A 20,586-nucleotide genomic window follows, 5' to 3' on the forward strand; every position below is an offset into this window, starting at 1 on the left:
ATGAACATCACCACCAATCCCGATCTGATCAGCCGCAACACCGTCAACGTCACGCCGGGCTATATGTCCGGCTTTGGGAACAGCTTCGAAACCGAGGCGCTGCCCGGCGCGCTGCCCATCGGCCGCAACTCGCCGCAGCGCGCGGCCTATGGGCTCTATGCCGAGCAGCTCTCCGGTTCGCCCTTCACGGCGCCGCGCGGCACCAATGAACGGTCCTGGCTATATCGCATTCGCCCGTCGGTGAAACATTCCGGCCGCTTCGAGAAGGCAGATAGCAAGCTGTGGCGCACCGCGCCGTGTCACGAGAGCGATCTGCCGATCGCGCAATTGCGCTGGGATCCGGCGCCGATCCCGAAGGAGGACATGACCTTCCTGCAGGGTGTGCAGACCATGACCACGGCCGGCGACGCCGGCACCCAGGCCGGCATGGCGGCGCATGTCTATCTGATCACCAAGTCAATGGTTGATCAGCATTTCTACAATGCCGATGGCGAGATGATGTTCGTGCTGCAGCAGGGCAATCTCCTGTTCGTCACCGAATTCGGCCGCATCGATGCCGAGCCCGGCGAGATCGTGGTGATCCCGCGCGGCGTCAAGTTCCGCGTCGAACTCACGGGCGGCGCCGCGCGCGGCTATCTCTGCGAGAATTATGGCGGCGCCTTCACGCTGCCCGAGCGCGGACCCATCGGCGCCAATTGTCTTGCCAATGCGCGCGATTTTCTGACGCCGATGGCCGCCTATGAGGACAAGGACACGCCGACCGAGCTCTATGTGAAATGGGGCGGCGCGCTGTTCAAGACGGTGCTGCCGCATTCACCCATCGATGTCGTGGCGTGGCACGGCAACTATGCGCCGTATAAATACGATCTGCGCACCTTCTCGCCGGTCGGCGCCATCGGCTTCGATCATCCGGATCCGTCGATCTTTACGGTGCTGACCTCGCCCTCTGAAACCGCCGGCACCGCGAATATCGATTTCGTGATCTTTCCGGAGCGCTGGGCGGTGGCGGAAAACACCTTCCGGCCGCCGTGGTATCACATGAACATCATGTCGGAATTCATGGGGCTCATTTACGGCGTCTATGACGCCAAGCCGCAGGGCTTCACGCCGGGCGGCATCAGCCTGCACAACATGATGCTGCCGCATGGGCCAGACCGCGAGGCCTTTGATCACGCCAGCAATGGCGAGTTGAAGCCCGTGAAGCTCACCGGCACTATGGCCTTCATGTTCGAGACCCGCTACCCGCAGCGCGTTACGGAACACGCGGCCACGACGGCGACGCTGCAGAGCGATTATGCGGATTGCTGGAAGGGCCTGGAGAAGCGCTTCGATCCGAACAAGCGGTGATACACCGGCCGTAGGATGGGTAGAGCGCAGCGAAACCCATCGACTGCAAGCTCTGACAGGGATGGGTTTCGCGAAGACGCTCTACCCATCCTACGACGCCATCAAGTTGACGTGCCTCACCGCTCTCCAGGCGGTACGTCCCTGATCCGCGCCGAATGCGCCGCGATGTCCTCGAGGCTGTGCGACAGATATACGCGCTTGTCCGATGGCGGGCGCTTGGCAACGGAAAGTCCCGGCCGCCATTCGGTGGCCGGCCGGATCGGGCGCGGCGCGAAACCGCCTCCGCAATTCGGGCAGACATTGTGGAGCTTGGTCTCCACGCAATCCGCGCAGAATGTGCATTCAAAAGTGCAGATGCGCGCATCGGGCGCTGCGGGCGGCAGATCCTTGTCGCAATATTCGCAGTTCGGTCGCAGCGCCAGTGCCATCGTTCTCTCCCAATCGGTTCGTTGCGCCGATCTTGGCAGAACCGCGATGGTTCGTGAACTCTCAGGCGGCCTGACGCCGGAAGGCGGGTGCTACGATGCTGCGCCCGTGCGCGGGATGTTGAGCCGTCGCGCCCAGGCGATGCCGGGATTGCGTGAGAACAGCCAGGCGAGCGCGTAGAAGCCGATGGCCAGCAGGTACAGAAACGCAAAGCCGAAATACATCGAGTTGTATTCCATCAAGCCGCCGAACAGCGCGCCCATCAGGTTATAGGCCAGTGCGGTCGAGATATTGACGCTCGCCCTGCCGATCAGGCTCGAGAAGATAATGCCCGAGAAGAACAGCGGGATCGTCAGCAGCATGCCGCTGAGCGCGAGATTCGCCCATGGCGATGCAAAGGCGATCAGCGTGTGGTTGCGCGCATAGAAGTAGCCAACGAGTAGGCTGATGATCAGGCCCACATAAGCGAGATTGGTGCGCTGAAATGCGTTTCGCTGCACGATGAGATTGGCCAGGAAGGCCATCACCAGCACCATGATGATGGTCGCTGCGATCACGAACCAGGTCCCGCCAAGATGCAGACCCAGTTCGGTGATGGCCTTGGTCTCCACCAGCATGAAGCCGGCGCCGAGAAAGAAAAATGGCAGATAGCCGCGCTCGATCGGGTCATTGAGGCTGATGGTCTTGCGCACGAACATCGTGCTCAGCAACATGACCATGCCGAGCGCGATCATGTAGCTGGTCGGATAGGTCCGGCTGACCATGTAGAAGAACGGCCAGTCATCGGTCGGGATGCTGGCTTCAGGATAGGGCTGCGCATAGCGCTGCGACACGTCCGTGAAGCCGATGGCCGCGAAGGCCTCCATGTTCGGCAGCACGGCATCGCGACCTTTCTGCACGACGAAGGCCGTCGTCGTGCTCGAATCGTAACGCACGCGAATGGCCAGCGGCTTGCCGGCGCCAGGCAGACCCTGCAGGATATGCGATAGCTTGAAGCCGAGCGACTCGTTCGGCAGCGCGAAAGCAATGGACATCACGCCGTCAGGCTTGAGCAGGCGGAAGGCCTCGTCGATGCCCTCGCGGGTATATACATAGGAATCGACGCGCAGGTTCGATGCATGGCTGAGCGCCGTGTGGGAATCGAGCACGCCATAAATGATCAGGTCGTATTTTTGCTGCGCCGTGCGGAAGAAGTTGCGCGCGTCGTTGATATGTACGGTCACCCGCGGATCGTCATAGGGGTGTTCCGGATGATTGCTGCGGCCGAGATGGATGATGGCGGGATCGATCTCGATGGCGTCCACATGGGACGCGCCCATCCGCAGCGCCGCCGCAACGTCGTTGCCGCTGCCGGCGCCGACAATGGCCACCCGTTCGGGCTTTGTCTTGAAGTTGAACGGGAACTCGTAATAGGTCCGCACATAGCGGTCCTCGGCAGCTTCAATGCTGCGGTGGCTCTCCGCGAGGTTGAACACCTTCTGATAATACGAGCCGCCCGACAGGATATTCATCAATCCGTCGGATTTCGCCATGCGCTCGAGCAGCTGATAGGGCGAGTAAATCCGTTGGGTCTCCGGCTGCACCGGCCATGCCAGCACCGTGAGCAGCACGCAGAAGCTCGCAATGCCGATCGGCGAGCGGACATCCCGCGACAGCACGAAGACAAGCAGGATGCCGCCGGCCGCGGTGAACCAGATCACCGGAGGCAGCCAGAACAGGCTCATGACGAACAGCACCAGCACGCCGAGGATGCTACCGACGAGATTGAGGCCGTAGGCCTTCAGGGCGTCGGTCGCGTGCAGCAGTTTTCCGCAGAGCTGGCCGACCGGATAGCAGATGCAGGCGCATAGCACGAAGCTCATCGCCAGCAGTAAATAGACGGGAATGCTCTGGGCAAACAGCGACAGCCAGTCGAGGCGATCCATATCGATATTTCATGCATCGGCAGGCCGGTGAAGAATCCGTTGCCGGCTCCGATATCGTAGCGCAACAGCGTGATGACGCTGACGAACAGCGCCAGCATCGGCAGCACCAGCGCCGGTGCGCAGGGTTGTTTCTCGGACACGGCATAGCCGGCGCCAAGGCCTAGAAAGCACGCCAGCAGCGTGAAATTCTTGAAGAACGAAAACACTGGGAAGACTGACGCCAGCCAGCGGATCATCACCAGTTCGAGCAGCAGGCTCACCATGGTGACGAGCACGATCAGCCGTACCTTCTCCTTGGTGCTCATGCTCGTATAGCCGGCTTCGAAATCGGTGCCGAGCAGCGTGATCTGGCGGCCGAGCGGCTTTGCGATCACGGGCGGAGAAATGATGATGGCCAGCGCCGCTGCGCCGAGCAACACGCGAACCAGTGTCAGCAGACCATCGGTTACGGTGATGCCATCGCTCTCGAACAGCAGGCGCACTGCCAGCAGGGCATAGGCGAAGACGAGGGTGCCAAGGCAGATGCAGAAGAAGCGAACAAGCCGGTGATTGGCATTCTCGGTCGTGCCTGCGTCGCGTCCACCCATCTCTGCTCTTTCCTGCAATGCTTTGGCAGTATCGAGTGTCCAATCAATTCGGATCGGAACCAGACGGGTGTTGTAGGCGCTTCGAGTTAAGAACTGATCAATCGGGGGTTGCAAATTCCGCTGTGTCGCAGGCCTCTGGCGCTCAGGCGAGGGCTGATTTCAGCGGCAGTTTCGATGTTTCCTTCAACCGATCCAGCACGATCGACGAACGCACATGCGCCACGCTCTGATGCGGCATCAGCACATTGTTGACGAGATCGGACAATCCCTTGAGATCGCGCAGCACGGCCTTGAGCACATAGTCGGCGTCGCCGGTGAGTGAGTAAGCCTCCTGCACCTCGTCGACCCGCTGCACCAGCGTGCGGAACTTCTTGGCATTGTCCGGCGAGTGGGTGGCCAGTTGCACCTGGATGAAGGCGATCACGTTGAAGCCGAGCGCGTCCGATGACAGATCGGCGTGATAGCCGGAGATCACTTTCTCCTCCTCGAGCCGCATCCGGCGCCGCGAGCATTGCGAGGCGGACAGGCCGACGGCATCGGCGAGCTGCTGGTTGGTCAGCCGGCCGTCATCCTGCAAGGCAGCCAGCATCTTGAGATCGAAGGCGTCTACCGGGATCATGCGTCAAAAGCCTCTTTCATGCGTGAACCGTGCATGAATGTCGCATATTCCATCCGAATTTGCATGCACCTTGCGTCGCAAACGACCGACACTCCAGGCAAGCGATAATGCAAATCAGCTTCGGGAGATCAACATGGGTCCGTTTCCGCACGACGCGCCGGCCGCCACCATCTCGGCATATAATCCGATGGGCACCGACGGCTTTGAATTCGTCGAATACGCGCATCCGAGGCCCGCGGAGCTGCATGCGCTGTTCAAGCTGATGGGCTACGCGCCCGTCGCAAGGCACAAGACCAAGAACATTACGGTGTACCGCCAGGGCGATATCAACTACCTCGTCAATGAGGAGCCCGGCACCCACGGCTTCAATTTCGTCGCCGCGCACGGCCCGTGCGCGCCGTCGATGGCGTTCCGAGTCGTCGATGCGCAGGCGGCCTATGACCGCGCGATCTTGCTCGGTGCCGAGCCGGCGGATGTGATCGCAGCGCGGAAGACGCTCGACGTGCCGGCCATCAAGGGCATCGGCGGCAGCCTGCTGTATTTCGTCGATCGTTACGGCGCCAAGGGCTCGGCCTATGACCATGAATTCACATGGCTGGGCGCGAAGAACCCGCGGCCCGAAGGCGCCGGCCTGTTCTATCTCGACCACCTCACCCACAACGTCCATCGCGGTCGGATGGATGTCTGGACCGGCTTCTACGAGAAGCTGTTCAATTTTCGCCAGATACGCTTCTTCGACATCGAGGGACGCGCCTCGGGCTTGTTCTCGCGCGCGCTGACCAGTCCGGACGGCAAGATCCGGATTCCGATCAACGAGGATGCCGGCGATGCCGGCCAGATCGAGGAATATCTCAATACGTACCACGGCGAGGGCATCCAGCACATCGCCTGCGGTGTGACGGATATCTACACGACCATCGAGAAGCTGCGCGCCGACGGCCTGCCCTTCATGCCGGCGCCGCCTGTGACCTATTTCGAGAAGATCGACGCGCGGCTGCCGAAGCACGGCGAGGACGTGCCGCGTCTCCAGAAGAACGGCATTCTGATCGACGGTGAGGGTGTGGTCGCAGGCGGCGAGACCAAGGTGCTGCTGCAGATCTTCTCGGCCAATGCGATAGGACCGATTTTCTTCGAATTCATCCAGCGCAAGGGCGATGACGGATTCGGCGAGGGCAATTTCAAGGCGCTGTTCGAGTCGATCGAAGAAGATCAGATCAGGCGCGGCGTGCTGCACGTCGGCGATAAGACGGCGGCGTAGTCTTCTCCCTCCCCCAAGCAGCGCAGCTGCGCAGTGGGGAGGGTGGCGCGGCTGCGAGCGTTCAGCGAGCAGACGTGACGGGTGGGGTGGCCCGCGCCCCGACGTCACGTGGGGGCACCCCCACCCGACCGGCCTTCGGCCGGCCACCCTCCCCACAAGGGGGAGGGATAAGAGAAGCGGAGCTCCTTAGGCGAGTATGAGCTTTCTCAACTCGCCCACTCCTTCACCGCATCCCTCAGCTCCACCTTCACGGCCGGCCGTGCTGCCGACGGCGTGCGCGAGAACCGCGGCGCGGGTGCCGGCTGTGTCGCACCTTCGTGCTGGATGAAGACTTCGCGTGCTACCATATGCGGATGCTTGGTTGCTTCCGACATGGTCAGCACCGGTGCGAAGCACACGTCGGTGCCTTCCATGATTTTTGACCACTCGTCGCGGCTTTTGGTCATGAACACCGCGGTGAGCTTGTCCTTCACCGCGGCCCAATTCTTCGGGTCCATGTGATTGTCGTAGCAGGCCTCCGACAGCCCGGCGAGTTCGCGCAGCTCGGCATAGAACTGCGGCTCGATCGATCCGATCGAGATGAAGTTGCCGCAGCTGCATTCATAGACGCCGTAGAAATGCGCGCCGCCATCGAGCATGTTGCTCTCGCGACTTTCCTTCCAGCGACCGGCCGCCGTCATGTCGAAGAACATGGTGATCAAGGATGCCGCGCCGTCGCACATGGCGGCGTCCACCACCTGCCCCTGGCCGGAGCGGCTGGCTTCCAGCATGGCGGCGAGCATGCCCATCACGAGATACATCGAGCCGCCGCCGAAATCGCCGACCAGATTCAATGGCGGCACGGGCTTGTCGGCGCCGCCGATGGCGGCGAGCGCCCCAGTGATCGAGATGTAATTGATGTCATGGCCGGCGGCCTGCGCCAGCGGGCCGTGCTGGCCCCAACCGGTCATGCGGCCATAGACCAGTCTCTTGTTGCGGCCGAGGACGACATCCGGCCCGAGGCCGAGGCGTTCCATCACGCCGGGGCGATAGCCTTCCACCAGCGCATCGGCGCTATCCAGCAGCGACAGCACCTGTGCGATGGCAGCCTTGTCCTTGAGATCGACCTCGATCACCTTGCGGCCGCGTGACGCCGCGCCCTTCGGCATCTGCTTCGGGCGTACCAGCGTGATCACTTCCGCACCCATATCGGCGAGCAGCATGCAGGCGAAGGGGCCGGGGCCGATGCCGGCGAATTCGACGATGCGTGTGCCCTTGAGCGGGCCGGTGGCCTTGGTCTGTGGTCGCGACGACGCGAGGGTGGTGTCCTGCACTTGTGTTTCCCATGCTTGATATTGGCCGTCGATGGCGACGGGCCGATTTGCCGGAAACTGTCTATGCTGGAGGTGACAAGGGCAAGAAGCTTTTGGCCGCAATCCTGCATGCGGCCATGCTGCGGCACTGCACAAAATTGAAAAGGCCAGTGGAGGTCCGGCGTTAGAGTTTTTCTATTCCAGACAAAGCTGCCCGGCTCTGACATGGAGCGTGGCTTTGTCGGCTCGCCGATCGAATAGCGCCCACGGCGGATCGCCCTCCGCGGTCATGAACGAGAGTACGTGCAAGTCATTTGAAAGATGGATGTCGAGTTCCGGTAGTCTACCAAAGACGGCAACATCCAGAACGGCCTGCCCTTTTATTCTCTGAAAACTCGAATCCCAAAGATCCTCGTTGCTCCAACTGCCGCAAATGATGGAGTGAGCGTCCTCAATACGCCAACTCCATTCGATCATTGCCGACATTTGGCCCCTGGATGCTCCCGGCGTCCCGTTCCGACGGATCGTCGGCGTTAAGTAGCCAAACTCCAAAAAAAGCGCAGATCCGTGCCCGCGCCAAACATGAGACAGCGGCAGACCTATTAACGCAGCTCGGAATGGCGCCAGCAAACTCAACTCATTACTCATGAGGGAGAGATTATTGAGCGCCATGAGAGCGTGCAAGCAGACACTGCCTGAAGCTGGATGAAGACTGTTTACCCCGCCGCTTCCACCGCGCGCTGTGCCATCACCTTGATGAGATTGGCGCGATATTCCGCCGAGCCGTGGATGTCACCCATCAGCCCATCGGCTGAGATCTTCACGCCGTCCAGCGCTCCCGCCGACCAGTTCGCCTTCAGTGCTGCCTCGATCGCCGGCACGCGCATCACGCCGCTCTGCGATGCGCCGGTGGCAGCGACACGGACTTCGCCGGATTTGGTCTGGGCGACGAAAACGGCGGTCAACGCGAAGCGCGACGCCGGGTGGCGCATCTTGGCGTAGCCGGCCTTGGTCGGAATGGGAAACGACACGGATGTGATGATCTCGTCCTCTTCCAGCGCCGTCGAGAACAGGCCCTGGAAGAAATCGTCGCCTTTGATCTCGCGTTTGTTGGTCTTGATCGTGGCATTTAGCGCCAGTACAGCGGCGGGATAGTCGGCGGCGGGATCGTTATTGGCAATCGAACCGCCGATGGTGCCGCGATAGCGCACGGCAGGGTCGCCGAGCACGGACGTCAGATGCACGATCGCCGGGATCGCCTTCTTGGCCGCGGGGCTCTGCGTGATGTCGTAATAGGTCGTCGCCGCTTTGATGATCAGCGCGTCGGATGTTGCCTCGATGCCGATCAAGTCCTTGATCTTCGCGAGGTCGATGACATCCGATGGTGCCGCAAGACGCTGCTTCATCACGGGGATCAGCGTGTGGCCACCGGCGAGATATTTCGCCTCGGGATGCTTGGCGAACAGGGCCGCTGCTTCGTCGATGCTGGCAGGGCGGTGATAAGTGGTCTCATACATTGTATTGCTTCCTTATCTTTTGGTCGTGTTTTCTTGACGCGAACCGGCTTCCACTTCGCTTGAAAACACTCCGCTTATTCCGCTGCCTGCTGCAATTGCAGCGCTTCCCAGACACGGCCGGGCGTCGCCGGCATCTCGATCTTGTTGTGGCCAAGCGCATCGGTGATGGCGTTGATGACGGCGGGTGACGAACCGATCGCGCCAGCCTCACCGCAGCCTTTCACGCCGAGCGGATTGCCCGGGCACAGCGTCGTGGTGTGCGAGACCCGGAACGACGGCACGTCGTCGGCGCGGGGCATGGCGTAGTCCATGAACGACGCCGTCACTGGCTGGCCGTTGTCGTCATAGATAGCGCTTTCGAGCATCGCCTGCCCGATGCCCTGGGCGAGGCCGCCATGGACCTGGCCTTCCACGATCATCGGATTGATCAGCCGGCCGAAGTCATCGACCGCCACGAAGTCGACAATGTCGGTCTTGCCGGTCCCGGGATCGATCTCGACCTCGCAGATATAAGCGCCGGCGGGGAAGGTGAAGTTGGTCGGGTCGTAGAACGCGCCTTCCTTCAGTCCGGGCTCCATGCCATCAGGCAGGTTGTGTGCGGTATAGGCCGCGAGCGCGACCATCGGCAGCGCGATCGCCTTGTCGGTGCCGGCGACCTTGAACTCGCCATTTTCGATGACGATGTCGCCTTCGGAGGCTTCGAGCAGATGCGCGGCGATCTTCTTCGCCTTGGCTTCTACCTTCTCCATCGCCTTGAAGATCGCGGACATGCCGACCGCCGCCGAGCGCGAGCCATAGGTGCCCATGCCGAACTGCACTTTATCAGTGTCGCCATGCACGATCTGCACCTGATCGACGGAAATGCCGAGCCGCCCGGCGACCAGCTGCGCGAAGGTCGTCTCGTGGCCCTGGCCGTGGCTGTGCGAGCCCGTCAGCACTTCGATGGTGCCGACCGGATTGACGCGGACCTCCGCGGATTCCCAGAGGCCGACGCCGGCGCCGAGCGAGCCGACTGCCTTGGAGGGCGCGATGCCGCAGGCCTCGATGTAGCAGGAGAAGCCGAGGCCGCGCAGTTTCCCGCCGGCTTTGGCCTTGGCCTTCCGCGCCGGGAAGCCGGCATAATCGATCGCTTTCAGCGCCGCGTCGAGCGACGCGCCGAAGTCGCCGATGTCATAGGCCATGATGACGGGCGTCTGATGCGGGAACTGGGTGACGAAGTTGATGCGGCGCAGTTCGGCCGGATCGACCTTCAACTGCCGCGCCGATGTCTCCATCAGCCGCTCCACCAGATAGCTCGCCTCCGGGCGTCCGGCGCCGCGATAGGCATCGACCGGCGTGGTGTTGGTATAGACGCCCATCACCTCGGCATAGATGGTCGGGATACTGTACTGGCCCGACAGCAGCGTGGCGTAGAGATAGGTCGGCACCGAGGACGAGAACAGCGACATATAGGCGCCGAAATTGGCGTGGGTCTTCACCCGCAGGCCCAGGATCTTGTTGTTGGCGTCGAAGGCCATCTCGGCATGCGACATGTGATCGCGGCCATGCGCATCGGTAAGGAAGGCCTCGGTGCGGTCGCCGGTCCATTTCACCGGCCGCCGCACTTTCTTCGACGCCCAGAGTGCGACCATTTCTTCGGGGTAGATGAAGATCTTCGACCCGAATCCGCCGCCGACATCGGGAGCAATGACGCGCAGCTTGTGTTCCTGCGCGACATTGTAGAACGCCGACAGGACGAGCCGCGCCACATGCGGATTCTGCGATGTCGTATGGAGCGTGAAGTGCTCTTCTGCGTCGTCATATTCCGCGACGGCTGCGCGCGGCTCCATCGCATTCGGCACCAGCCGGTTATTGGTCAGGTCCAGCGAAACGACATTGGCGGCCTTGCTGAAGGCGTCATTGGTCAGCTTCTCGTCGCCGATCGCCCAGTCATAGACCACATTGCCCGGCGCTTCCGGATGCAGTTGCGGTGCACCCGAGGCGAGCGCTGCGGTCATGCTGCTGACGGCAGGGAGCTCTTCATAAGTCACGACCACGGCCTCGGCCGCATCCTTCGCCTGGTTCTTGGTCTCGGCGATCACCACGGCGACCGCCTGACCGACGAAGCGCACGGTGTCCGGCGCCATCGCCGGCCATGCGCCCATCTTCATGGGTGTGCCGTCCTTGGAGGACACCGCCCAGCCGCAGATCAGATTGCCGATCTTGTCGTCCACCAGTTGCTGTGCAGTGAGCACATCGACCACGCCGGGCATGTCCTTTGCCGCGGAAGCGTCGATGCCCTTTACTTTCGCATGGGCATGCGGGCTGCGGATGAAATGCGCGTGGGTGAGGCCGACGATCTTGACGTCGTCGACATAGCGGCCGCGGCCGGTGATGAATCTCTTGTCTTCCTTGCGCGCAACGCGTGCGCCGATGCCTTCAACGCCCATCTCGTGGGTCTCCCTGCCGGAGTTTTTGATTGTCCGCGCTTTCCATCGAAAGACGCGGTTGGCTCAGCTCAATTCAAGTCGCCGCGGTTCATTCAGCCGCTTGCGCAACCTTCATGCGTCCGGCGGCGTCGAGCACCGATTTGACGATGTTGTGGTAGCCGGTGCAGCGGCAGATATTGCCTTCGAGCTCCTGGCGCACCGTCTCTTCATCGAGATCGCCGGCATGCCGGTTCACGATGTCGATCGCCGACATGATCATGCCCGGCGTGCAGTAGCCGCATTGCAGGCCGTGATTGTCGCGAAACGCCGCCTGCATCGGATGCAGCTGGTCGCCCTTGGCAATGCCTTCAATGGTGGTGACATTGGCGCCGTCGATCTGACCGACCAGCGTGGTGCAGGATTTCACGGCCTTGCCGTCGATATGCACGATGCAGGCGCCGCACTGGCTGGTATCGCAGCCCACATGGGTCCCGGTCAGGTTGAGATTTTCGCGGAGCAGGTGGACGAGAAGGGTTCTGTCTTCGACCGTGGCAGAGACAGATTTGCCATTGACCGTCAGTTTCACTGTGGACACGCAGACCTCCCGGTATTTTTTAATTATTCCAATTAGAAGCGCGGTCCGGAAAGTTTGCAACTGGGAATTTGGTGGGTGCTTCACCCTCCCCTGGAGGGGGAGGGTCGATGCGAGCGTAGCTCGCAGCGGGGTGGGGTGAAATCACAAGCGACGCAGTGTGTGGTCTCACCCCACCCCGTCTCGCATCCGCTTCGCGGCTGCTCGCCGACCCTCCCCCTCCAGGGGAGGGTACGCGCGTATCCCTCCTGCAAATTTGTGCCTTCATATCCGCAGGCTGCGATGCTCTAGTCGCGGCGCCATAAATGCCGCAAGCGATTGCGGACAATAACAATTCCGCGACGAGGAGTTTTCGGGAGTGATCGACAAGCGCGTAGCCAGCGCGGCCGAGGCCGTGGCTGGGGTGAAGGACGGGGCAGTCGTCCTGGTGGCCGGGTTCGGTACTGTCGGCATTGCCGATGATCTGCTGGAGGCGTTGCACGAGCAGGGTGCGACCAATCTCACCATCGTCCACAACAATGCCGGCAATGGCGACACTGGTTTGGCCCGGCTGATCAATTCCGGCCGCGTCGCCAAGGTGATCTGTTCCTATCCGCGCTCCGGCGACTACAGCGCTTTCCTGAATGCCTATCGTGCCAAGACGCTGGAACTCGAACTCGTCCCGCAGGGCATCATCAGCGAGCGAATGCATGCCCATGCCGCCGGGCTTGGCGGCTTCTTCTCCCCGGTCACGGCGCATACGAAACTTGCCGAGGGCAAGGAGACCCGCGAGATCGACGGCGTGCTGTATGTGTTCGAGAAGCCGCTGAAGGGCGACATTGCACTGCTGCGCGCCAAGAAGGCGGATCGCTGGGGCAACCTCGTCTATGACCAGTCGGCGCGTAACTTCAATCCGATCATGGCTATGGCTGCCGATCTCAGCGTCGTGCAGGTCAATGAAATGGTTGAACTCGGCAGTCTCGATCCGGAAGCGGTGGTGACACCGAGCATTTTCATCGATCGTGTGGTGGTGGTGGTGGGAGCAAAGGCATGACGTCGTCTGATAAGACCGCAACATACAAGCCGCTCAATCGCGACCAGATGGCCTGGCGCGCCGCGCAGGACCTGCAGGAAGGCGCCTATGTCAATCTTGGCATCGGCATGCCGACGCGGGCGGCGAGCTATGTGCCCGATGGGCGCGAGGTGATCTTCCACAGCGAGAACGGCATTCTCGGCCTCGGGCCGAAGCCGGAGCCGGGCACGGAAGACGAGAACCTGATCGATGCCGGCAAGAACTACACGACTCTGATCAAGGGCGGCGTGTTCATGCACCACGCCGACGCGTTCCTGATGATCCGCGGCAAGCATCTCGATGTCAGCCTGCTTGGCGCCTTTGAGGTCTCCGAAGCCGGCGATCTCGCCAACTGGACCACGGAAGACCCGTCCTTCCCGCCCGGTGTCGGCGGCGCGATGGATCTCGCAGTTGGCGCCAAGGAAATCCGGGTGATCATGGATCACACCGACAAGTCAGGTAAGCCGCGCATTCTCAAGAAGTGCCGGCTGCCGCTCACGGCACCGGGCTGCGTCAAGCGCATCTACACCAATCTGGCGGTCATTGACGTCACGGTGCAGGGCCTGTTCGTGCGCGAGATGGTCGAGGGCATGACGCTGGAGCAGTTGCAGGCGCTCACCGAGCCTAAGCTGCAGCTCGCCAACAACTGGCAGTCGCTGACACCGCCGGCGATGGCGGCGTAGTTGGCTCGTCATTCCGGGACAGGACGGACCGCGTAGCGGGCCGGCATGGGCCCGGAATCTTGAGCTGCTTTGCACAACATGTCGAGATTCCGGGTTCGGTCCCGCCGCCTACGGCGTCGGCCCGCCCCGGAATGACAGTCCTGTTCGCCTGCCGCGCAACCTCCAGAAGTTCCGGTATCCGTTTACTCGTCCTTAGCCAATGTGCCGTAGGTTTGGGCATCGGCTTTGCGCACGCTTGCGCGCGATGACCGGGATGTTGGGAGTGATGAACGGGGGCCCCACGTGGCAACGACGACGCTTGTCCGGAAGAAGCCGGCTTCTTTTAAGTTTCCTGCCCTCAGGTTCCGCGCCAAGGTGACGCTGGGCTTTGCGGCCGTGCTCGCCATCTCCGCGCTCAGCATGGTGCTCGCTTATGTCGGCTTCGAGCGCATCTCGGCCGGCGTGGTGTCGTATCGCACCAGCGTTGCGGAGTCCGGTCTGGCCCGCAATATCGACCGCGAACTGACCTCCTATCAGGCGCTGACGCGCTATTACGTCCTCACCAGCAATGAAGCGGACGCCAAGGCAGCGAAGGCTGCGGAAACCAGTCTGAAGGACGCCATCGACCAGTCGATGAAGGTGACCAAGGACTCCGCGCGGCTCGACAAGATCACCAAACTGTCCCGCGAATTCATTACGTTCACCAAGGTGTTCGCCGACATCCTCACCGTCAAGGGACAGAACGACGCCATCGCCTCGACCCAGTTGTCGCGCACCAGCCTGATGCTGCGTAACAAGATCGATGATCTCGGCGATACCGCGACCATGGCCGGCCTTGCCTCCGTGCAGGATCAGGTCAAGGAAATCACCACCCAGTTCATCACCGCGACCTCGCTCGTGAACACCTATATCGGCAAGGCCGAGGACAAGACCTCGAATGCCGCGACGGCTCGCATCAAGTTCCTGCAGAACTCGTTTGCGACGATCTATGCCAATGACGACAAGATCAACAACAAGGTGAAGGAGATCACCGCGGAGACGAAGCTCTACGCCGATGCTTTCGTCAAGTTCGTTGAGAACACCAAGAAGGTCGACGGTCTCGTTCAGGAAATGTCGGAGACGGCGGGAGCGATCACCAAGCTGTCGACGGCGATGAAGGGGGATCTGCTGTCCGATCAGCAGCGTCTTGAAACCGAATCCGACACCACGATCCACGATACCGAGCGCCAGGTGATGGTGCTGGGCGTTGGCGGCTTCATCGTCGGTGCCATCCTTGCGCTGCTGCTGGGCCGCAGCATTGCCGGTCCGATGATTGCGATGTGCGCAGCGATGCGCAAGCTCGCAGCCGGCGACTTCGAGGTCGTACTGCCGGGTCTCGGCCGCCGCGACGAACTCGGCGACATGGCGTCGGCCGTGGAAGAGTTCAAGGTACAGGCCATCGCGAAGGCCGAGCGGGATGCCGCTACGCAGGAAGAGCAAAGCCGCGAGGCCGGTGCGGCGCGCCGTGCCGAACTCATCCGCTTTGCCGACGATTTCGAGGCTGCCGTGGGCGCTATCGTCTCGAACGTGTCGGCATCGGCAGGGCAGCTGGAAACCGCAGCGGGCACGCTGACGCGCACCGCCGAGACCACCGAGGGATTGTCGAGCCGCGTCGCCGGCGCATCGGATCAGGCCTCCTCGAACATGCAGTCGGTCGCGACCGCAACCGAGGAGCTCTCGCTGTCGGTCAATGAAATCGGCCGCCAGGTCCAGACCTCCAGCAAGATCGCGGACAGCGCCGTCGTGCAGGCGCAGCAGACCGATGCCCGCATCGGCGAATTGTCGCGTGCCGCACAGCGCATCGGCGACGTCGTCGATCTCATCACGGCGATCGCGGAACAGACCAACCTTCTGGCGCTCAATGCGACCATCGAGGCTGCGCGTGCCGGAGATGCCGGCCGCGGCTTCGCGGTCGTGGCGTCCGAAGTGAAGTCGCTGGCCAGCCAGACTGCAAAGGCGACCGAGGAAATCTCGACCCAGATCGCGGGCATGCAGAGCGCGACGCAGGAATCGGTGTCGGCGATCAAGCAGATCGGCAGCACCATCGGCGAGATTTCCGGCATTGCGTCCGAGATCGCCAGCGCCGTCGAGCAGCAGGGCGCTGCGACGCGCGAAATCGCACAGAACGTCCAGCGGGTTGCCCACGGCACCCAGCAGGTCGCCGGCGATATCGTCGACGTCAACCGCGGCGCGACCGAAACCGGCGCGGCGTCGGCTCAGGTGCTGAATTCGGCACAGACCCTGTCGAGCGAGAGTGCGCGGCTGCGTGCCGAGCTCGATCGGTTCATGGGGAATATCCGCGCGGCGTAAGTTTCGCGTCGCTGCCCGCAACTATAACTCCGTCATGCCCGGGCTTGTCCCGGGCATCCACGTCTTTGCCGCAAAGCAAGACGTAGATGGCCGGGACAAGCCCGGCCATGACGGCGTATTATTTTGCGTCTGCCATATAGGCCCGCCATCCGCCAAACGACGAGATGTCCCGCGCGCCTTCCGTCGCCTTGGCTTCCACCAGAAAGCCCTTGACGCTCGATCGGTCGGACAATGTCAGCGTGCCGATCGACATCGGCTGCGGAAGCGATGCAACGAACTTGCCGAAGGCCTCTGCCGACAACACCCAGACTTCGACGGCGATTTCCGCGCCCGCACCCTCCGCGACGCGCAGCAGGCCGGGCTTCGCCGGCGTGGTGCCGTTGAGCGCATAGAATTTGTAGTCCGGCGCCGTCGTCGTGGCTTTCAGCAGGCGACCGTTCAGCGCCGTCAATTCGCTGTTCAGCGCCATGCCGGAGAGATGCGCGCCGACCACCGCGATTGCGATTTCGCCTTCGGCCAACTCAGTGGACAGTGCCGCCAGCGCCGGCTGCGGCAGGGCCCTGGCGCCAACCGGCAATTTGGTATCGGCGTGAAACACCCGGCCGATGCTGGCCAGCAAGGCGTCGTCGCCGCCCGGCGCCAGCAAAGTGATGCCGAACGGGATGCCGTCGGCACGCATGGCGGCGGGGATGGCGAGGCCGCAGAGGTCGAGCAGGTTGACGAAGTTGGTATAGGTGCCGAGCCGGGAATTGAGCTCGATGGGGTTGGCGAGCACCTGCGCCGTCGTATAGGCGGTCGGCGCCGTCGGCAGCACCAGCGCGTCGATAGCCGAGAAAGCCTGCTCGGCGACACGCTTCAGCTCCTGCAGCTTGTACAAAGCCGCAAACGTATCCGTCGCGCTCTGGCGTGCACCGGCGATGGTGATCTCGCGCGTCACCGGATGAATTGCATCCGGCGCAGACGCCAGCAGGTCGCGGATCACCAGCAGGCGCTCGGCGACCCATGGTCCATCGTAGAGCAGCCGCGCGGTCTCATAGAACGGCTCGAGGTCGAACTCGACCAGCGTCGCGCCGAGCGAGGTCCAGCGCTTCAGCGCGTCCGCATAGGCTTTCTCCGAGGCCTTGTCGCCGAAGAAGATCAACTGGCCATTGCGCGGCACGCCGAGCTTGAGGTCCTTCGGAAACGCGGTGAGCGAACCCGGTACCCGCCTGCGCGAATAGGGATCATGGGCGTCATAGCCGCCCATCACATCGAGCGCGGCAACAGCATCGTCCACCGTGAGCGTGAAGATCGAGACGCAATCCAGCGTGCGGCAGGCCGGCACCACGCCGGCGGTCGGGATCAGGCCGAGGCTGGGCTTGAGGCCCACGATATTGTTGAGCATGGCGGGCACGCGGCCAGAGCCGGCGGTGTCGGTGCCGAGCGTCAGCGGCACGAGTCCCGCGGACACGGCAACGGCAGAGCCGGAGCTTGATCCGCCCGGCACGAGATCGTCGCGGATCGCATTCTTGGGAATGCCATAGGGTGAGCGCACGCCGACCAGACCTGTCGCGAACTGGTCGAGATTGGTCTTGCCGATGACGATCGCGCCAGCGGCACGCAGCCGCGCCACGGCGCTGGCATCGCGCGTTGCGTTATAGGCGAAAGCGGGACAGGCGGCGGTGGTCGGCAGACCGGCGACGTCGATATTGTCCTTCACGCCGACCGGCACGCCATAGAGCGGCAGCGTTGCAGGATCCTTCGCAGCGAGCGCCTCGGCTTCGGCAATCGCTTCGGCCTCAACGCGGAGTGTGATGAAGATCGCCGTGTCACCGCGGTCGCGGATGCGCTGATAGCTACGGGCGACTGTCTGTGCGGGCGTCACGGTGCCGGCGCGATGCGCGGCAACGATGGCGGCGATCGTTTCGGGAGCGCTGGTCTCGGGAACGGACTCACTCACGATGCGAACCTGCTGCGGATGGCACGGGTGTGCCACCCGCAGGTTGAGACGATGTTATTCAGCAGGCACGGCAAGTGGCGGCTCCGATTGCGGGACAGAAGACAGGCTGGTTGCGCCGAACTTGTCCGCGGCAAAGAGCCCGGCTGCAACAAGAGCATAAGCGAGAGCGACGCCGGGCGTCACCCCCAATCCGCCGCCGATCCCGATCGCCTCGCCGTGCATGAAGCCGAAATAGGTCAGGACCGCGCCGGCCAGAGCGAAAGCCGAAGCGTTGATGAACTTCCGCTCGATCACGAACACCGCGATGGCGCCGAGCACCAGGCCGACCAGGATCGAGCCGCCGCCCATGACTTCGAGGCCGTGGAACAGCACGCCGTTCTGTCCCATCTTGGCGATGAATTCGGGCGAATGGATCGCGCCGAAATTCATCCCGGCGGCACCGAGTGCGCCCGACAGCAGCACCGTGGCCCAGGCCGCAAGATGCGGCGTGAGTGCGAGGGCAATCGCCGGAGCATGTTCGCGCGGCGTGGTCTCGAACGCCTGCGCACAGATCAGCATGCCGATATAGAGCAGGATCGGTGAGATCGCGACCACAGGGATAACGGCCAGCATCAGCGAGATGACGCCGAACCATGACAGTACGATCACCATCAGGCCGGTTGCTGCCGAGTAGCCGATCCGGCCGCCCATCGCCTTCCAGCCGGGATGGCCGATATAGACCGCGTTGATGAAGGGGTTGCCCATGAGGCAGCCGATCAGCGAGACGACGCCGTCTGCGGTCAGCACGCGGGTGGTCGGATATTCGTCGCCGGCAGCTTCCGCGCTTTCGACGTTGTCCATCGCCTCGACCAGATCGTAGATGCCATAGGGAATGGCGGTGACCAGGATGATGCCGAGGAACTGGAATCCCGAGAACACGTGATCGAAGGCCGGGATCGGCACCGAGAAGCCGAAATTGGTGAAGGCTGCCTTGACGCCGGCGACGCTGACGCCACCGATGCCGACTCCAAAGAGATTGGAGCCCCAGGCGATCACCATGCCGACGCCGATCGCGACGAGGCCTGCCGGAATCCCCTTGGGATATTTATAGCCGCCGAACCAGCTCAGCATGATGATGGCAAAACATGTGAGGCCGATCACCGGCGTCATGAACATTTCCAGCGCCGGGCGCATCGCGATGAAAGCGATGGAGACGCCGGCCAACGTGCCCAAGAGCGCGGCGCGCGGTGTCACCTTGCGGATCCACGGCGCGATGAAGCCGCCGATCATCAGGATGAAGCTCTGGAAGAACACCCAGACGAGGCCGGCTTCCCAGCCCTTGATGGGATCGCCTGTCGTGATTGAGATCGGCAGCATGATCACGAAGGTGACGATGAACATATGCGGCACGCTGATGCCCGAGGGCAGCGCGCAGACGTCGCTGCGGCCGGTCTTCTGCGCAAGTTTGTAGGCGAGCCAGGCGTAGTACATCGTGGACAGGCACATCATCAGGCCCATCGCCGGCAGGATGCGTCCGAATACGATGTTGTCAGGCATCTTCAGCACGAAGCGCAGCAGGCCCGTCAGCACCAGCATGTTGACGAGAATATTGGTGCCGAAGCCGAAAAACGCATTCCAGTCGCCCGGCGTCCATAGAGCGGGCTTGAAGTCGGATTTGCCGGCAGAATCTTTAGAAAGCGTCCCCGCGGTCGTGCTCATCGTGATGCTCCTGCTGCAAGTTTGTTGGAAGTCTCCGGTGCATGTTCAGAACGTGTGATGGCGTCGAGAATGGCGGCGGAGTCGGCGACCCAGCCGAAGATGCCGCCCTGGGCCTTGATCATCTTCAGGCCCATCTCGTGGAATTCGGGGAAGTAGGACGCGCAGCCGTCAGAAATGACGATGCAGCGATAGCCGCGGTCGTTGGCCTCGCGCACGGTGGTGTTGACGCAGACTTCCGTGGTGACACCGCAGACCAGCAGCGTGTCGATGTCGCGCGCCTTGAGATCGGCGCCGAGCGTCGTGGCGTAGAATGCGCCCTTGCCGGGCTTGTCGATGACGATCTCGCCTTCGACGGGATAGAGTGCGGGAATGATGTCGTGACCGGCCTCGCCGCGAATGAGGATGCGTCCCATCGGACCGGGATCGCCGATCCGCAGTGACGGCGCTCCGCGTTCGATCTTGGCGGGCGGTGCGTCGGACAGATCGGGCAGGTGCCCCTCACGGGTGTGCACCACCATCATCCCGGTTTCGCGCGCGGCTTTCAGGACCGCGGCGATCGGGGCGACGGCGCTGGCGAGTTGTGAGACGTCATTGCCGAGCGTCTCGCCGAAGCCGCCGGGCTCCATGAAATCGCGCTGCATGTCGATGATGACGAGCGCTGTCGTGCCCCAGTCGACCGCGATCGGGCCGGGTTCTGCAAGGACCGTCGTTGTATGCAGTGAGTCCGCCATTGCCGTGTACTCCCCGAGGCATGGATGTCTCAGAGGTTAACAAAGCAAGCAGCGTGCCATTGTGTACAACTGCGACGATGGAATAGGTCAGGAGATTATATTTATATAAATCAGATGGTTATTTCAGAATAGCTTTGCGGCCTAAATGTCGTTCGCAAGCCGGACGCTGGCTAATTGCTTAGTTT

General features: G+C 62.4%; 17 protein-coding genes. 5 read left to right on the plus strand and 12 right to left on the minus strand.

Going from position 1 to position 20,586, the window contains the following annotated elements; genetic code table 11:
- Complete coding sequence (gene hmgA, locus CHC01_RS23310) at positions 1-1,347, plus strand: homogentisate 1,2-dioxygenase (RefSeq protein WP_089266737.1); 1,347 nt, start codon at positions 1-3, stop codon at positions 1,345-1,347.
- A gap of 116 nt (positions 1,348-1,463) precedes the next feature.
- On the opposite strand, the gene CHC01_RS23315 is transcribed toward hmgA, so the two are convergent.
- The 4 genes from CHC01_RS23315 to CHC01_RS23330 form a co-directional block, all read right to left on the minus strand.
- A complete protein-coding gene (locus CHC01_RS23315) occupies positions 1,464-1,775 on the minus strand; it encodes a DUF1272 domain-containing protein (RefSeq protein WP_089266738.1) in 312 nt (103 codons plus the stop codon).
- Between the two features lie 90 nt (positions 1,776-1,865).
- On the minus strand, positions 1,866-3,698 hold the full coding sequence (locus tag CHC01_RS23320) for a spermidine synthase (RefSeq protein ID WP_089266740.1): 1,833 nt from the start codon (positions 3,696-3,698) through the stop codon (positions 1,866-1,868).
- On the minus strand, positions 3,632-4,285 hold the full coding sequence (locus CHC01_RS23325) for a hypothetical protein (RefSeq protein WP_089266742.1): 654 nt from the start codon (positions 4,283-4,285) through the stop codon (positions 3,632-3,634). Before CHC01_RS23325 ends, CHC01_RS23320 begins: the two co-directional genes overlap by 67 nt.
- 142 nt (positions 4,286-4,427) lie before the next feature.
- Entirely contained in the window at positions 4,428-4,904 is a 477-nt protein-coding gene (locus CHC01_RS23330; protein ID WP_089266744.1) for an Lrp/AsnC family transcriptional regulator, read from the minus strand.
- Positions 4,905-5,037: 133 nt separating this feature from the next.
- Between CHC01_RS23330 and hppD the strand changes: the two genes are divergently transcribed.
- Positions 5,038-6,162 carry a 4-hydroxyphenylpyruvate dioxygenase gene (gene hppD / locus CHC01_RS23335; RefSeq protein WP_089266746.1) on the plus strand — a complete coding sequence of 375 codons (1,125 nt, stop codon included), beginning with the start codon at positions 5,038-5,040 and terminating at the stop codon, positions 6,160-6,162.
- 206 nt (positions 6,163-6,368) lie between these two features.
- On the opposite strand, the gene CHC01_RS23340 is transcribed toward hppD, so the two are convergent.
- From CHC01_RS23340 to CHC01_RS23360, 5 genes are all read right to left on the minus strand, one after another.
- Positions 6,369-7,475 carry a CaiB/BaiF CoA transferase family protein gene (locus tag CHC01_RS23340; protein WP_089266747.1) on the minus strand — a complete coding sequence of 369 codons (1,107 nt, stop codon included), beginning with the start codon at positions 7,473-7,475 and terminating at the stop codon, positions 6,369-6,371.
- 174 nt (positions 7,476-7,649) lie between these two features.
- Positions 7,650-7,940 carry a hypothetical protein gene (locus CHC01_RS32725; protein ID WP_176454690.1) on the minus strand — a complete coding sequence of 97 codons (291 nt, stop codon included), beginning with the start codon at positions 7,938-7,940 and terminating at the stop codon, positions 7,650-7,652.
- Between the two features lie 230 nt (positions 7,941-8,170).
- Positions 8,171-8,971: an FAD binding domain-containing protein gene (locus tag CHC01_RS23350; protein WP_089266749.1), complete on the minus strand. Its 801-nt coding sequence runs from the start codon at positions 8,969-8,971 to the stop codon at positions 8,171-8,173.
- 74 nt (positions 8,972-9,045) lie between these two features.
- Positions 9,046-11,400, minus strand: coding sequence for a xanthine dehydrogenase family protein molybdopterin-binding subunit (locus CHC01_RS23355; RefSeq protein ID WP_089266750.1), 2,355 nt, complete (start codon positions 11,398-11,400; stop codon positions 9,046-9,048).
- An 88-nt stretch (positions 11,401-11,488) separates the two neighbouring features.
- Entirely contained in the window at positions 11,489-11,974 is a 486-nt protein-coding gene (locus CHC01_RS23360) for a (2Fe-2S)-binding protein (RefSeq protein ID WP_089266751.1), read from the minus strand.
- A 355-nt stretch (positions 11,975-12,329) separates the two neighbouring features.
- On the opposite strand from CHC01_RS23360, the gene CHC01_RS23365 reads away from it, so the two are divergent.
- From CHC01_RS23365 to CHC01_RS23375, 3 genes are all read left to right on the plus strand, one after another.
- Positions 12,330-13,004, plus strand: a complete 675-nt coding sequence (locus CHC01_RS23365; protein WP_089266752.1) for a 3-oxoacid CoA-transferase subunit A — start codon at positions 12,330-12,332, stop codon at positions 13,002-13,004.
- Positions 13,001-13,705 (plus strand): 3-oxoacid CoA-transferase subunit B, encoded by a 705-nt coding sequence (locus CHC01_RS23370; RefSeq protein ID WP_210421705.1) that lies wholly within the window; start codon positions 13,001-13,003, stop codon positions 13,703-13,705. Before CHC01_RS23365 ends, CHC01_RS23370 begins: the two co-directional genes overlap by 4 nt.
- A 282-nt stretch (positions 13,706-13,987) precedes the next feature.
- On the plus strand, positions 13,988-16,033 hold the full coding sequence (locus CHC01_RS23375) for a methyl-accepting chemotaxis protein (RefSeq protein WP_244558494.1): 2,046 nt from the start codon (positions 13,988-13,990) through the stop codon (positions 16,031-16,033).
- Between the two features lie 118 nt (positions 16,034-16,151).
- On the opposite strand, the gene atzF is transcribed toward CHC01_RS23375, so the two are convergent.
- From atzF to CHC01_RS23390, 3 genes are read right to left on the minus strand one after another with little or no spacing between them, the layout of a single operon-like run.
- On the minus strand, positions 16,152-17,972 hold the full coding sequence (gene atzF, locus CHC01_RS23380; protein WP_089266923.1) for an allophanate hydrolase: 1,821 nt from the start codon (positions 17,970-17,972) through the stop codon (positions 16,152-16,154).
- Between the two features lie 54 nt (positions 17,973-18,026).
- On the minus strand, positions 18,027-19,670 hold the full coding sequence (locus CHC01_RS23385; RefSeq protein ID WP_089266753.1) for a regulator: 1,644 nt from the start codon (positions 19,668-19,670) through the stop codon (positions 18,027-18,029).
- Complete coding sequence (locus CHC01_RS23390) at positions 19,667-20,401, minus strand: cysteine hydrolase family protein (protein WP_089266754.1); 735 nt, start codon at positions 20,399-20,401, stop codon at positions 19,667-19,669. The genes CHC01_RS23385 and CHC01_RS23390 overlap by 4 nt, the downstream gene beginning before the upstream one ends.
- Between the last annotated feature and the right edge of the window lie 185 nt (positions 20,402-20,586).

This window comes from Tardiphaga sp. OK246 (genome assembly GCF_900188215.1).
GTDB lineage: Bacteria > Pseudomonadota > Alphaproteobacteria > Rhizobiales > Xanthobacteraceae > Tardiphaga > Tardiphaga robiniae.

Excerpts from the sequence above, each read along its gene's own strand:
- CHC01_RS23355 (WP_089266750.1), bottom strand. The coding sequence starts at position 11,400 with ATGGGCGTTGAAGGCATCGGCGCACGCGTTGCGCGCAAGGAAGACAAG.
- CHC01_RS23390 (WP_089266754.1), bottom strand. The coding sequence starts at position 20,401 with ATGGCGGACTCACTGCATACAACGACGGTCCTTGCAGAACCCGGCCCG.
- CHC01_RS23350 (WP_089266749.1), bottom strand. The coding sequence starts at position 8,971 with ATGTATGAGACCACTTATCACCGCCCTGCCAGCATCGACGAAGCAGCG.
- CHC01_RS23325 (WP_089266742.1), bottom strand. The coding sequence starts at position 4,285 with ATGGGTGGACGCGACGCAGGCACGACCGAGAATGCCAATCACCGGCTT.
- CHC01_RS32725 (WP_176454690.1), bottom strand. The coding sequence starts at position 7,940 with ATGTCGGCAATGATCGAATGGAGTTGGCGTATTGAGGACGCTCACTCC.
- CHC01_RS23385 (WP_089266753.1), bottom strand. The coding sequence starts at position 19,670 with ATGAGCACGACCGCGGGGACGCTTTCTAAAGATTCTGCCGGCAAATCC.
- hppD (WP_089266746.1), top strand. The coding sequence starts at position 5,038 with ATGGGTCCGTTTCCGCACGACGCGCCGGCCGCCACCATCTCGGCATAT.
- hmgA (WP_089266737.1), top strand. The coding sequence starts at position 1 with ATGAACATCACCACCAATCCCGATCTGATCAGCCGCAACACCGTCAAC.
- CHC01_RS23330 (WP_089266744.1), bottom strand. The coding sequence starts at position 4,904 with ATGATCCCGGTAGACGCCTTCGATCTCAAGATGCTGGCTGCCTTGCAG.
- CHC01_RS23315 (WP_089266738.1), bottom strand. The coding sequence starts at position 1,775 with ATGGCACTGGCGCTGCGACCGAACTGCGAATATTGCGACAAGGATCTG.
- CHC01_RS23370 (WP_210421705.1), top strand. The coding sequence starts at position 13,001 with ATGACGTCGTCTGATAAGACCGCAACATACAAGCCGCTCAATCGCGAC.
- CHC01_RS23320 (WP_089266740.1), bottom strand. The coding sequence starts at position 3,698 with ATGGATCGCCTCGACTGGCTGTCGCTGTTTGCCCAGAGCATTCCCGTC.